Annotated in this window: 18 protein-coding genes and 1 pseudogene; 16 read left to right on the top strand and 3 right to left on the bottom strand. The window is 37.5% G+C overall.

Annotated features, from left to right (window positions below):
* Positions 1-203: 203 nt before the first annotated feature.
* Positions 204-362: a hypothetical protein gene (locus HCN_RS11645; RefSeq protein WP_014666980.1), complete on the bottom strand. Its 159-nt coding sequence runs from the start codon at positions 360-362 to the stop codon at positions 204-206.
* Between the two features lie 198 nt (positions 363-560).
* Here HCN_RS11645 and HCN_RS06680 point away from each other — a divergent pair, with 198 nt between their 5' ends.
* The 10 genes from HCN_RS06680 to HCN_RS06645 all read left to right on the top strand — a co-directional run bounded on the left by HCN_RS06680 (position 561) and on the right by HCN_RS06645 (position 4,670).
* Complete coding sequence (locus HCN_RS06680; protein ID WP_014666979.1) at positions 561-902, top strand: hypothetical protein; 342 nt, start codon at positions 561-563, stop codon at positions 900-902.
* A 52-nt stretch (positions 903-954) separates the two neighbouring features.
* Positions 955-1,269 (top strand): BspA family leucine-rich repeat surface protein, encoded by a 315-nt coding sequence (locus HCN_RS12010; protein WP_014666978.1) that lies wholly within the window; start codon positions 955-957, stop codon positions 1,267-1,269.
* Between the two features lie 10 nt (positions 1,270-1,279).
* Positions 1,280-1,903, top strand: coding sequence for a BspA family leucine-rich repeat surface protein (locus tag HCN_RS06670; RefSeq protein ID WP_230197952.1), 624 nt, complete (start codon positions 1,280-1,282; stop codon positions 1,901-1,903).
* 61 nt (positions 1,904-1,964) lie between these two features.
* Complete coding sequence (locus tag HCN_RS12395) at positions 1,965-2,099, top strand: hypothetical protein (RefSeq protein WP_267891775.1); 135 nt, start codon at positions 1,965-1,967, stop codon at positions 2,097-2,099.
* A 128-nt stretch (positions 2,100-2,227) separates the two neighbouring features.
* Positions 2,228-2,458: a hypothetical protein gene (locus tag HCN_RS06665; RefSeq protein ID WP_002957427.1), complete on the top strand. Its 231-nt coding sequence runs from the start codon at positions 2,228-2,230 to the stop codon at positions 2,456-2,458.
* Between the two features lie 506 nt (positions 2,459-2,964).
* Positions 2,965-3,093: a hypothetical protein gene (locus HCN_RS12390; RefSeq protein ID WP_014666976.1), complete on the top strand. Its 129-nt coding sequence runs from the start codon at positions 2,965-2,967 to the stop codon at positions 3,091-3,093.
* Positions 3,086-3,334 (top strand): hypothetical protein, encoded by a 249-nt coding sequence (locus tag HCN_RS06660; RefSeq protein ID WP_014666975.1) that lies wholly within the window; start codon positions 3,086-3,088, stop codon positions 3,332-3,334. Before HCN_RS12390 ends, HCN_RS06660 begins: the two co-directional genes overlap by 8 nt.
* A gap of 401 nt (positions 3,335-3,735) precedes the next feature.
* The gene (locus tag HCN_RS06655; protein ID WP_014666974.1) at positions 3,736-4,047 is read left to right on the top strand and encodes a hypothetical protein; all 312 of its coding nucleotides are present in this window, start codon (positions 3,736-3,738) and stop codon (positions 4,045-4,047) included.
* 100 nt (positions 4,048-4,147) lie between these two features.
* The gene (locus tag HCN_RS06650; RefSeq protein WP_014666973.1) at positions 4,148-4,369 is read left to right on the top strand and encodes a hypothetical protein; all 222 of its coding nucleotides are present in this window, start codon (positions 4,148-4,150) and stop codon (positions 4,367-4,369) included.
* A 70-nt stretch (positions 4,370-4,439) separates the two neighbouring features.
* A complete protein-coding gene (locus HCN_RS06645; RefSeq protein ID WP_231998053.1) occupies positions 4,440-4,670 on the top strand; it encodes a hypothetical protein in 231 nt (76 codons plus the stop codon).
* 234 nt (positions 4,671-4,904) lie between these two features.
* Here HCN_RS06645 and HCN_RS12005 read toward each other — a convergent pair whose 3' ends face one another.
* A complete protein-coding gene (locus HCN_RS12005) occupies positions 4,905-5,204 on the bottom strand; it encodes a hypothetical protein (RefSeq protein WP_014666971.1) in 300 nt (99 codons plus the stop codon).
* Complete coding sequence (locus HCN_RS06640) at positions 5,152-6,123, bottom strand: ParB/RepB/Spo0J family partition protein (RefSeq protein ID WP_014666970.1); 972 nt, start codon at positions 6,121-6,123, stop codon at positions 5,152-5,154. The genes HCN_RS12005 and HCN_RS06640 overlap by 53 nt, the downstream gene beginning before the upstream one ends.
* 907 nt (positions 6,124-7,030) lie before the next feature.
* Between HCN_RS06640 and HCN_RS12000 the strand changes: the two are divergent.
* The 6 genes and pseudogenes from HCN_RS12000 to HCN_RS06615 form a co-directional block, all read left to right on the top strand.
* Positions 7,031-7,138, top strand: a pseudogene (locus HCN_RS12000) (MarC family protein); the annotation flags it as partial.
* Positions 7,139-7,231: 93 nt separating this feature from the next.
* The gene (gene leuS, locus HCN_RS06635; protein ID WP_014666968.1) at positions 7,232-9,712 is read left to right on the top strand and encodes a leucine--tRNA ligase; all 2,481 of its coding nucleotides are present in this window, start codon (positions 7,232-7,234) and stop codon (positions 9,710-9,712) included.
* Entirely contained in the window at positions 9,712-10,233 is a 522-nt protein-coding gene (gene lptE / locus HCN_RS06630) for an LPS assembly lipoprotein LptE (RefSeq protein ID WP_002957435.1), read from the top strand. Before leuS ends, lptE begins: the two co-directional genes overlap by 1 nt.
* A complete protein-coding gene (locus HCN_RS06625) occupies positions 10,223-11,281 on the top strand; it encodes a hypothetical protein (protein WP_002957436.1) in 1,059 nt (352 codons plus the stop codon). Before lptE ends, HCN_RS06625 begins: the two co-directional genes overlap by 11 nt.
* On the top strand, positions 11,282-12,505 hold the full coding sequence (locus HCN_RS06620; RefSeq protein ID WP_014666967.1) for a folylpolyglutamate synthase/dihydrofolate synthase family protein: 1,224 nt from the start codon (positions 11,282-11,284) through the stop codon (positions 12,503-12,505). It begins immediately after the preceding gene.
* Complete coding sequence (locus HCN_RS06615) at positions 12,490-13,362, top strand: M23 family metallopeptidase (RefSeq protein ID WP_002957438.1); 873 nt, start codon at positions 12,490-12,492, stop codon at positions 13,360-13,362. The genes HCN_RS06620 and HCN_RS06615 overlap by 16 nt, the downstream gene beginning before the upstream one ends.
* Position 13,363 lies beyond the last annotated feature (1 nt).

Genomic DNA, 13,363 nt, shown 5'->3' with positions numbered 1-13,363 from the left:
TATTTTTTTTGATACTAGCTAATTCTTTGTTTATCTTAGCCAAATCAAGCTTTTTCCCATCTGCGACTTTGGCAATAACTATTCCTTGACTTTGAGCCCCAACAAACATACATTGCCCTTGTGAAAGGCATTGAGTTTCGCAAGTTTTTTCATTTGTGAATGAAGGAATAGATTCTAACTTGCCATTACCGTTTTTATATTCCTTATTCCTTGCTTATGGGACAATAGTATCTTGTTTGCTGTTGCTGTCCTTGCCCTTGTGGCTTTTGATTTTGGTTTTGTGGAGCTGTGTTAGTGTTTGCAGCAATAAGCCAAATAGGCAATAAAGCTAATGTAATGATTAATTGAAGTCTTGACAGCATGAGTATCTCCTTGATTCTACTGATTGCGCATATCCATAGTAAATTCTATTTATGTATGGAAGCGGATATGTTAATTTTTTAGTTGTTGTGATTTTGGTGTCCAAATCAATAATAGTTACGCTACCTAAAAATAGTGAGCAAGAGAAGCTAAGAAACATACTCCTAGAAATGTTTGCATAAGAAAGAAAAGGAATGCAAATGGAAATACTACAACAAAAAATCAACCAACGCTTAGAGGAAGGATTGCTAAAGCAAGAAGACTTCAATCCAAAAGAAGTGATTGTAACCTCTCTCTTTGGCGGAATGCTAAAATTCAGCATAATTGAAACACTAGGAAAAAATGGCAAGACATATTTTGCGGAGGCAATACAAGGCGAAGTGATAGGCTTCACCGAAAATGGACTAAAAATTGACTTTGGATCTCAAGTTTCAGAAGGCGCTATTGTTGCTAAAGATTTTGGGATTGACAAAAAAGAGGCTATTCGGCAAGTTTGTGAGTGGATTCAACACGCTCAAAAAAGCCAAGATTTGCTTGATTGAAATATAGACATAAAATCCCTATAATACGGGCATATAAAAAAAGGAGTAGGCAATGAAACACAAACCAACAAATGTGTTTGAGCTAAAAGAACTCGTTCGCAATGAGAAAATAAACTTAGGAGATATTGATACTTCTAATGTTGGTAGCTTTGGGCTTTTATTCCAAAATTCAACTAGAAAAGATTTTAGTGGAATTGAAACTTGGGATACCTCTAATGTGACCTATATGGTTGGCGCATTTAGTGGAGCAAAACATTTTAATCAAGATATTTCCAGCTGGGATGTATCTAATGTGTTTGAAATGTCTAATATGTTGCTTGACGCAGATTCATTTAATCAAGTCGTTAAATGGCTGGGATGTTCGTAATGTGACTGATATGTCCTGTATGTTTCAGGGAGCCAAATCGTTTAATGCCGACATTTCAGAGTGGAATGTAGGCAATGTAAAGAAAATGTCCTATATGTTTGCTGGTACTCATTCATTCAACCAAGACATCAGCAGGTGGGATGTCAGTAGTGTAGAAAATATGGCAAGTATGTTCGAGAAAGCCAAATCATTCAATCAGCCACTAAATGAGTGGGATGTCCGCAATGCAATATTCAGGACAAGTATGTTTAAAAACGCAGTAAATTTCAATCAGCCATTAGATAGATGGCAATTCTTTGAAAAAGAGCTTATAAAAACTTCATATCATACATATAGTATAAAAGGTATGTTTGAAGGTGCTATTTCATTTAACCAAGATATTAATTCTTGGGATGTCAGCAATGTGAATGATTTAAGATTTTTATTTAAAGATGTCAAAAGTTTCAACAAACCTCTAGACAAGTGGGATGTTGGCAGAGTGCAAGCTACAAATTATCTATTTGATGGTGCTACATCATTTAATCAAGATATTTCTAGCTGGAATCTAAATGAAAGGTATGTGTATGGTCCTTATGAATTTAGGAACTGCCCCATCAAAGAAGAATACAAGCCAAAGGTTTTGCGAAAAAAATAGTTTTAGATTCTCATTTGAAGCCGTTTCTAACAAATGGCACAAAAGGTGATTAGCCTTATTTGTGCCAACAAGCTTCTTGCAAAGGAAAAAAGTCAAATTTGAAGCCCAAACTAAAGAGAAAGAAGCTCTGCAGTCTCTTAAAGAAAGGAATGAAAATGAGCTTGTAGAGAATTATAATAGGCTTATGAAAAAATAGACAGGATTCCTATCAAAGAAGAAAATGCTCTTTTATATCTATTCCTTTGATAGCTAAAATCTCATTTGAAAATACCGTTCAAAACCCATATAATACGCCCATACAAAACAACACAAAGGAGCGCAAAAATGGGTTATACAAACTATTGGACTCAAAACAAAAAGCAAGATAGATTCAGCGATGAATTTGTTGAAAAAGCAAGAGAAATCTGCAGACTTGGTTTTGACAGAGGTATTGAACTTGCTAGTGGCGATGGCGAAACATCTTTTGGTGTATCTGAGCTTAACGAAGAGCTCTTGAAAGAGTGTGTTGCAAATGATGGTATTTGGATTAATGGCTTTGGCGATAAGAGCCACTAGACATTTTCACTTGAACCACAAGCAGAAGTAGGCAATTTTAGTTTTTGCAAAACTGCTAGAAAACCATACGATGCAGTGGCTAAGGCATTAATGTTTCTTGCATATAGAGAAGGCATTATTAAGAGATATTAGCTGGGACAGCTGTGGGGACAAAAAAAACAAAACGAAGGTAGCTTTTCCTTGTATGAGAGTGCAACAAACGATATGAGTATGCGAGAAGAAATATCTCGTATCTTAGGAATCTAGAAATATATTTATAATATCGTGGAGTATTGATATATAATTGCAGTTAGAAACTTAATTAAGCAAATCTGCTTCTTTTTTTGTCAAGTATTATTTATCATAATCAATGTATTCCACGATTTGCAGTGCAAAAAAATATCAAAAGAGTTGCAAAGGTGCGACAAAAAAAGTTGCTCTTTTGGATCCCTTGGGCTAACAACCACAATTTTATACTACAAAAGGAGCTTTTGTAGAAAAAATTACTTTTCATTGCGGGTATCAGTATGGCTGTTTTGGCTAATTTTGGATTAGCTGATGAGCAGAAAAACACTCAACAATCTAAAAATACATTTAAGGTTGATGAAGAAGAAGCTGTGAATATGAGCAAACAAGATTGGATTAAAATTGCGTAGCAGAATAAATGAGAATAAAGAATCTCATTTTCAAGCTGCCTTGCAACTTGATAGCGCAGAAGAGAGAAAGTTTCATCGTGAAGCCGCTAAAAACCTTGATGAGCTAAAAAAGAAAATAGATCATCGCCGTTGGATTGAAAAAGAAGGTGGCTGGGGTATTCCAGCACAAGTGGATTTGCCTTTGGTAACCTTAATGGACTTTGATGGAGTTCAAGGGAACGAAGGGACTTTTATTATGTAAGCTGGCTTTCGTGGAGGTATCAGTAAAAGACAATTCCACCCAAATTTAGAATTTCGTGCCCTTACAGGTGTAGGTTACGCATATAGTGAAGCAGGACACTCAGCTTATTTCCCCTTTGCTCTTGAAGTGGGCTGGGCTGATAAGTATAGAAGACACTCTCGCTTTCTTGCAGGTGTAAGTTATGAGTATTCTACAGACTTTGGAAAGACAGAAGTGTATCTTGGTATTGCACCATTGACGATCATTGGACACTTCGTGTAAGTTATGGATTAAGTGGCGGTATGAAACTTGATGCTCCAGCTATTTCAGGCAACAAAATTACCACTCAAAAAGCAATGATTGATGCAAACAGCTTTTATAGTGTCGGTATGGTGTTTGTATATTAATATTAAGGAGCGAGTATGAAAAGGAAAGCATTACCTCTTCTTTTAATAGCCACTTTTGGAGTGGCATTTGGAGCACCACAACCACAAGCCTGTGAAGATGGCATAGTTGCAACAAATGTAGAGAGAAATACAGAATATTCTCCAAAGGCTGAGGAGCTAGAAGAAGCTATCAATAACAAAAGCACGCAGGACATCATTGATAAGGTTAAAAATATGTCTGAAGAGCAGTATCAAAAGTTCCTAAATGGACTTGATTCTGTGCTTGATAAGGTTAACAACACCACAAAAGAACAAAAAAACATAAGAAGAAGAGGATTAATCCTCTAATCCTCCATTCACGCCAAGTCCTAAAAAGGCTTGTGCGCTCCACTTGAAAACACAATCATATTTTAGGTATATTGTCAAAAACAAAAAAATAGGAGAATCTATGCTGAAAAAAAGCCTATTATTTGTAGGATTGTTATTTGTAAGCCCTATATTCGCAGATGATTTAGAATATGATTATGTTTCACAAAAGGTAAAGCCTGATTATATTCAGCCATTCAAGAGGTTTGAGTTTAGATTTGGCGTAGGCTATGATATAAACTTTAGCACCTATAACAACAAAAAAATCAATTATCACAATTCGGAGGTTTCAGGTCTTGATTGAGTGTTTGGCTTCCTAGTTCGCCCAACACGACATTTTAGCTTTGAGCTTGGGGCTGGTGTAGGCACACAGAGTGCTAAATTCTCTCATAATGGCAAAAAAGACAGAGCCAGATCCAGCGGATTTAGCCTATGTAGAAAGCCTATTAACGCCAGAGTTTTTTGCAAAAGTTAAAGATGCGATGATGACAGGGGATTTAAGCAATGTGTGGGATTTATTTGATTGGAGCAAATTAAACTATGACTATCAGGGCAAGCCTTATACTTCAGAAGGATTTATACAACCTTTAAATTCCCTTTTATAGCTAAATTTAATTATCACATCAATAATAATTGGACTACTTATATCGGTGGGGCTATAATAAGGGCGGATTAATTGATGATGCTAGAGTGTTTGTGGGCTTTAATTACAAATATTTTGATATGAGAGTGGGAATATTGCTTATACGAGCGAAAAATTTAAAGATGATAGATATGCTAGAATCACACAGCAAGGTGGAGCTCCTGTAAGTTTGACTATAGGAGCAGTATTTTAGGAGTTATTCCTGTTTGTTTTCATCAGAAAACAGCGTAGCCTCTTGCGTATTTTCCTGTTGTGTTTCTTGTTTTGGCTCGTCAATTTTTTTGGCTATTTCAGGTTTAATATAAAATCCTTTTTCAGCTAGAAATTCTTTTAAAAAAATATCAAATCTATTAGCAAATTCTTCTTTGTTTTTTTCTATAGTTTCAGCCACAGCTTTATTCCCAAATTGGATATTTTTACAAAAGTAAGAAACCTTTTTCTTTTTAGCTCTTGTGCTTGTGATTTGGGCGTGTTCTATAACCTTTTTTTCGCTCATTTCCCCATTTACAAAGGCATTGAATAGTTTGAGCTGAAGGGGGTTTTGTCTTTTTTGATAGGGTAATAAGTAGAATCGTATTGAGTTTTGGCTCTTTTTGTGTGTCTATATGTTTTTGTATGTCTGGGTGTAGTTTTATAAGCCCGGAAATCTCCGATATGCGCGAAATAGAAATGCCAAGCTTTTCCTGTATGTCTTTGAGATAATAATGCTCCAGCAAGACATTAAATACACGAGCCATTTCCATAGGTGACAATTTCTCTCTTACAAGGTTTTCACTTATATTTTTGATTAAAAAATCCTTGTCTGTGTTTGCAATCCCATTTAAAGAGATGGGTATTGCCTTAATTTTAGTTTCCCCTAAGAGAATATGAGCTAATACCCTTCTGTGTCCATAAAGCACTTGTGCTTCATGTCCTAAGCTGTATACAGCAATGGGTTGTAATAAACCATTTGCCTTAATGCTCGTTGCAAGTTCTTTGATTGAAGAATCTCGCTCAATAATTTCCCTTGCTTCTTTAGAGAAAAATCCATTCTCATATCCAGCCCTCATTTGTTTCTGGTTAGGAATTAATTTTTTTATTTCCACTTCTATAATTTCGCCATTGTGCTTTAAGTGGGAGAGATCTGGCGTGTTTTTGTCATATACTATATCCCCCTCACTTCTTTTAGGAACAGGGATTTGCAATGTTGAGCTTCTTAAATCAACACCTTTTCTTTCATCTTTCCCCAAAAGTTTTTCTAATCCACTGACATCTTTACTCTTTTGATGTTGTTTCTTATTGTCTTGTCCCTTGTTTTTCCCCATATTACCAGCAATATTTGCTGATGCAAAGTTTTTATCATTTCCGTTTGTTTTTGTTTTGCCTAAAAGCTTCTCCAACTCACTTGTGCCCTTGTTTTTATTGTCGCCATTCATCTAATACGCCCTTTCTTTTTTTACAAGAAAAAAGAAAGGGCGTATTCTAAAGAAAAAAACTTAATCACAAACTTAAATAGCGGTTTCAAATATGAAATACAACAACAGGAAAACTACCTTTCCACATATTGCTGTGGAAGTAATCCCCAGACCCCACAACTTGCGGGGAGACCCCCCCCCCCCCCTAAAAATATGCTTTTATTTTTTTTTTTTTTTGAACCCACTAAAATAACCACCCTCCCTAGCCGCCGCTCATCTCTATTCCATTTCTACCTCACTTGGTCGCACTTGTGGTGCTTTTCCATAGCGTGAGTCTTCTTTTTTTCTTTGGTGTTTTTGGCAAACTAAAGCTTGTGTGTGGCGTGTGCCAAGGATACACCAAAAATCAAAAAAGGATAAATATGGAGTTTAGCTAAGAATCAAGACCGTTTGCTTCTTCTTTGACAGCTAAAAACCATTAGAGAAAAAATCTTTGATTTTGTATAATTATAGTAGAGGTTGCACTAGAGAGTTGCACCTCTCTAGTTTGCGACCTACTTTAAGCAAAGGAGGTCGGTATGGTTAAGATTTATTCAAGCTTAGCTCATTTTGCTAAGGTGAGCTAGGTAATCTTAACCACTCTCTACTTAGCATTTAATAAAGATATAAGGGAGTTAAAATGCCTGATAAAAAGATTTCTAAGAAAAAGGCTAAAAAATTAAAGGCTATTAGTGCGAGCAAAAAAAGAACATCCAGAAGCTGAAGGCACACTTGAGTTTTTCTTAGGCTGGTTGGTAATGCCTACTCTTGCACTTATTGCCATTTTCTGCGGTGTGCCTTTAATTTTGTCCTTTTTTCAAATTCTTGTCATCAAAAGAATGGAACATTCTGACTTGAGTTACTTTGAATACATGCTTAGTGTTATGCAGGGAAGCTCGTGCTGTATGTGCTTTCACGCATAGCACTTGTTTTTATTGTGGCGATGGGTGTGCAGATGATTATTATAGGCTTAAGGGGAATGGGTGTAGTAAGCTAGAGTTATTATGATGTGATTTAAGCTTTTTTTTTATAATGCGGATTTCATTTCTACAATTTACATTATAAGGTAAATCTCACAAAAGGCTAAGGTATGCAAAAAGGGTATGAAGCAAAGATAATAGAATCTAAATGGCAGGAGTTTTGGCAGGAGAATCATAGCTTTGAGCCAGATTCAATATCGCTAGATTCAAACAAGCAAAAAAAGTATATTTTGAGTATGTTTCCCTATCCAAGTGGGGCTATCCATATGGGACATGTAAGGAATTATTGCATAGGCGATGCGTTGGCAAGACACTATCGCAAGAGTGGTTACAATGTCCTGCACCCTATGGGCTGGGACGCTTTTGGTATGCCTGCGGAAAATGCCGCTATCAAGCATAAATCTCACCCAAAAACTTGGACTTATAGCAATATTGACACAATGAGAAAGGAGCTTGCAACGCTTGGACTTAGCTTTTCAAAAGAACGGGAGTTTGCGACAAGTGATCCTATCTATACGCGTTTTGAGCAGGAATTTTTCATAAAAATGTGGGAAAAAGGGCTTATATACCGCAAAGAGGCGTATTTAAACTACTGCCCAAATGATAAGACGATTTTAGCAAATGAGCAGGTGATTGAAGGGAAATGTTGGCGATGTGATACGCCTGTGGTGCAAAAGCTGATGTTTCAATACTATATAAAAATTACAGCGTATGCTGATGAGTTACTCACTGGATTAGATGAGCTAGAAGGGCATTGGCCCCAGCAAGTGCTTCATATGCAAAGAAATTGGATAGGGAAGTCAAAAGGCTTAAGCTTTAAGCTAGAGCTAGATTCTACTTTAGAATCTAGTATAAAAGACTTAGAGGTTTTTACTACGCGTCCTGATACGATTTTTGGTGTTACATATTGTGCGGTGGCGCCTGAACACCCCATTGTAAAGGAGCTCATCGCTAAAAAGAAGCTTTCAAAGGAAGTAATAGAATCTATTACAGCTATTCAAAACACCGCCGCAAGAGAACGCGTTCAAAGTGAGAAAATCGGCTTTGACTTAGGGATTTACGCAATTCACCCATTGACGAAAGAAAAGATTCCTGTGTGGGTGGCAAACTTTGTGCTTATGGATTATGGCAGTGGGGCGGTGATGAGTGTGCCTATGCACGATGAGCGGGATTTTGAGTTTGCTAAGAAGTATGGTTTGCCTTTAGAATGTGTGATTGTAAAAGAGAAGCAAGATTCTAAGGCATCTCATTTTATAGAGTTTGATAGCCCAATGTGCGAAGATGGCTATTTGATAGAATCTGGCGAGTTTAGTGGCAAAAGTAGTGCGGAGGCAAGAGAGGCAATTATTGCTACATTTGAAAAAAGGCAGTTAGGCAAGGGCGTGATTAATTATCGTTTGCGTGATTGGGGCGTTTCACGGCAGAGATATTGGGGTGCGCCTATCCCTATGGTGCATTGTGAATCCTGTGGCATTGTGCCTGAAAAGATAGAGAATCTGCCTGTTATCTTGCCTGAAGATGTGGTGATTGATGGAGAGGGCAATCCGCTTGATAAGCACCCTACTTGGAAAGTTTGCAAATGTCCGCAATGTGGCAAAGAGGCTTTAAGAGAGAGTGATACGATGGATACTTTTATCCAATCAAGCTGGTATTTTTTGCGTTATACCACACCAAGGGAATTGTGGGAAAAACAAGCCTTTGATAAGGCAAGTTTGGAGTATTGGCTGAATGTTGATGAGTATATCGGCGGGATTGAACACGCCATTTTACACTTGCTGTATGCGAGATTTTTTACAAAAGTGCTGCGAGATTTGGGCTATGTGCATATCAATGAGCCTTTTAAGAATCTCCTTACTCAGGGTATGGTGCTAAAAAATGGTGCAAAAATGAGTAAGTCTAAGGGCAATGTAGTCAATCCAAATGATATTATCACGCGATATGGGGCAGATACAGCAAGGCTGTTTATACTTTTTGCTGCACCACCTATGCGTGAGTTAGAGTGGAATGATAGTGCGTTGGAGGGGGCGTTTAGATTCTTGAAGCGATTGTGGGAAAGGGCGAGTAATGCTTTAACCTGCGAGAAAAAGCCTATAATTACCCATAGTGAGCTATCAAAGCAGGAGCAATATGCTAGGGTTAAGGTGTATGAGGCATTGCAAAAAAGTAATGATATTTTTAGTAAAAAGCAAAGTGGTTATGCATTTAATACACTTATTGCTGCAAGTATGGAGGCTTTTAATGCGTTGAATGAGCAAGAAAATCCGCAGGTATGGACGGAGGGCTATTTTATTTTACTTCATATTTTAGAGCCTATTGTGCCTCATATTTGCTGGGAGCTAAGCAATAATCTTTTTGCTAGGGCAAATTTTGCTCCTATCAGTGTGGATTCTGCGGCGTTACAAAAGCAAAGTGTGTGTTATGCGGTTACCATTAATGGTAAAAAACGCGCTGAAATTGAACTTGCCTTAGGCTTAAGCAATGATGAGATACTTGCGAAGGCGAAAAAAAGTGTGGCAAAATGGCTAGAGAATGTGAGTGTGGTGAAAGAAATTGTCGTGCCAAATAAACTTGTGAATCTTGTGGTGAAGTAATGCATTATCTCAAGTCGATTCTCATATTATGCGTGGGGTTGTGGGCTTGTGGCTGTGGGTATAAGCCTGTGAGCCATTATTCGCATAATATCTTTAATGATGGCGTGTATGTGGAAGTGCGTATTAATCCTTCTGTGCCTGAATCTGGCACGGGCGTAAAAGATGCGGTCAATAATGCTATCATCAAGCGTTTTCATAGTAAGCTTAAAGGCAAACAAGAGGCACAAAGCTTCCTTGATATTAATATCCAAAGTATCACACAAACGCCTATTGCATATAATCAGCAGGGCTTTGTGAGCTTTTATCGCACAAATGTTACCTTGTTGATTGAGTTTAGGAGCACTCAAGGTGTGAATTTTAGCGTTACAAACACGGGATTTTATGATTATAGTGCGGATTTTTCTTCAACCATTGTGCTTGATCAATATCGTTTGGAATCTATTGTTAATGCTACAAATCAAGCCCTTGATAAATTTATTTCACAGATAGCTTATTATGGAGAGTTTTATTATGAGAATTGAGGAGATTTCACGCAAGGCTTTGCAACGCTTGTATATATCAAAAAAGCCACCAACGCCTAGTGCGTATTTTGAGGCATTTTATGAAGTGGTGAAAAAAGAAAAGTCTTTAAAGGATTCTGTGTGGGCTAAGGATTTAGACTGGCAGGAGCAATGGCTTAAGAAGTTTGATAAGCCCTTGCAGCTTGAGCTAAAAAAGGCTCAAAGTCCTGATGAATTTATTGATATACTCTCTACAATGCTAAAAGATTCTAAAGAAACGCAGAATCTAGAGCATATAAGGGAGCTTAAGAATCTTAATCGCTTATTGCTTGGGTGTGTGAGTGATATTTTTTCTATTAATGCTAAGCAAAGATTCTCTTTTCTTTTTGGCATTGGCGGATTAAACAAAGTTGAAGGCACAAAGAAACTTGCTAATTATTGGCGGCGTTTTAGGGTATCTGGGGTGCATTCTGGTGTTTTAAGAAAGCTTGTTAGAATACTTGCCTTTATTCTTCGCACCCCAACAGAGAATGGGAAAGTTAGCAAGGAAGCTTTGGAGCTTTCTTCAGTGTTGCTTATGCACCCTGAAAATCTTGTTGATGTATATTTGCTTGAAAAGATTGAGAGACTTTTGGGGATTAAGGAGATTCAAAGTGCGTTTCTTAAAGATGAGATGGCACAAAGATGTATTGTGATTTTTAAGCTTAATCATTTGCAGTTTGTGGAGAAAAAGGCTGATTTTGATAAGGATAAGGCAATCAATAAAGCTATGGAGATTCTAAAAACAATGTGCCTTGAGGCGTTAGAAGAAGCTACACTTGTGGGGCATTATCAAAATGGCTTTGCCGTGATGATAAAAGAACAAAAAGAGCAAGTGCTTGAAAAGATTGAGCCTATTAAAGAGCGGCTTCAAACGCAGAAATTCTCTTACCAAGGGGTGCTTTTTACTTTTGGGTTTAGTGCTGAAGTGCTTGAGTATAGAGAGTTTGAGACATTAGAGCAGCTCAATAGCACCTTAAGAGACAAGTTGCATAATTCACATATTAGCATTGAATCTAAAGATTCTTAAATGCCAACTCTTAATGAAGTTTTAATAAGCAAGGGGGCGGAATACGCTCCATTTGATACAAGCAGGGCTAAAAGAATCTATGATGCTATTGCACCTATTTTTGGCTTTGAAAAGTGCTTTGGCACAAAGTGTAAGGTGATACACATTATTGGCACAAATGGCAAGGGCAGCACGGGGCGATTTATCACAATGGGGTTAGAGCAGTATAAAAAAAGTGTGCTGCATTTTAGCTCTCCGCATTTGTTTAATTTTAATGAGCGATTTTTTGTAAGTCGTGGGGATTTTAGAGGGGAGATTCCACAATCAAGGCTTGAATCTATTCATCAAAAACTTTGGGCGATAGAATCTGTGCGTGAGGCGAGTTATTTTGAATATGCGACATTTTTAGCCCTTGTGCTGGGAATGGAGTATGAATATTTGGTGCTAGAAGCGGGGGTTGGTGGGGAGTTTGATTCCACTTCTGTAATTCTAGCAAATGTGAGTGTTTTTACACTCATTGGACTAGATCATCAAGAGATGCTAGGTGAAAATATAGAGCAAATTGCGAAGACAAAGCTTAAAGCGATGAGCGGACACACAATACTCGCTAGGCAAAATGATAAGGAAGTAGAAAATCTTGCTTTAGAGATTGCTTCACAAAAAGCTCTGCGGTGTGCCTTGTGGGAGGGAATGGATAGGATTCTAGGAGAGCAAAAAAAAGCTTTTTATGACTACGCAGAGCGATATAACTTGCCTATGTTTTTGCGGGAGAATCTTAGCAATGCTCTGCGTGTTTTGGCATTTTTTGGAATGAAATTTGATTTTGCAACGCTTGGTAGGCTGTCTTTACGCGGACGCTGTGAGATTCTGGCAAAAAATATTGTGCTTGATGTGGGGCATAATATTGATGGAGCTAGGGCTTTAAGGGCTTTTTTGGGTGACAAAAAGGTCAATTTGGTGTATAATAGCTACATTGAAAAGGACATTAGGGCGATTTTACGCGAACTTTTGCCAAATATTAAGAAAGTTTTAATATTATCCGTGCAGAATTCGCGAATTTGCCCAAGGCAAAGGTTGGTTAAGATTCTAGAATCTTTGCAAATCGCGTTTATGGACTTTGACATAGCTACGATGAGTGAGAGTGAAACCTATCTTATCTTTGGTTCTTTTAGCGTAGCACAGGAATTTTTACAACAATATACAATGACAACAAGACAGGGGGAAGTGCAGTGCAAGATAAATTAGTGATTTCTATTATTGATGATAATGGCTCAAAGCAATTTAGTGTGCATCGTTTGGTGCAAAAGGTTGCATTATTTACGGGCATAGGCATTGTGTCGGTGGTGATTTTGTATTTTATTTTGGCACATTTTTTAATGAGTGAGCTTGAAGTCATTTTGGCAAATAACACGAAGGTGCGTGAGAGTTTCCAAAGTATTTATGAAAAAAATAGTGAGCTAGAACGCAATATTGATTACAAAACAAGTGAGCTAATGAAAGTAAGCAGCAAGATTAATGAGCTAGAAAGCATTGTTAATATACGCAAACACAGCAATGGGATGCATAATAATAAAGATATTAACCTAGATTCTCTTTCGTCATTGCAAAAAGATATGATTTTAAAGATTATTCCTAATGGCAATCCGGTTGATGAGTTTGCAACCCAGACTTTTCCAAGCAAGGGGGCTTTAGTTTATAGTCTTGCTAAAATCTCCCCTGTGTATGCCACAGCAAATGGGATTATTGACTCTGTGCGTGTAGCGGGGAATGAAAACTATGGAATCCAGATTCGGCATTCTTACGGATTTACTTCAAACTACGGACATTTGGGCAGAGTTGTTGTGCAAAAGGGCGATTTTGTTACTAAAGGGCAGATTATAGGATATAGTGCTTCAAGTGCGAATTTATATTATGATTTGCGTTTTATTGATTCTACACTTGAGGTGGCAAAATATACAAGCTGGGATAGTGAGAATTTTGCCGCAGTAGCACTCAATAGTGCCATTGATTGGAAAAGCCTTGTGTGGGCGTTAGATGATATTATTCAGCTTAAAAATTACCGCATTAGCTACCAAAGCGAAGAAAATATTTTGACTTACTAAT

Source organism: Helicobacter cinaedi PAGU611 (assembly GCF_000284635.1).
GTDB classification, from domain to species: Bacteria; Campylobacterota; Campylobacteria; order Campylobacterales; family Helicobacteraceae; genus Helicobacter_C; species Helicobacter_C cinaedi.
Note: the sequence above shows the minus strand (reverse complement) of the source record. Positions and strands in the feature narration are given on the sequence as shown.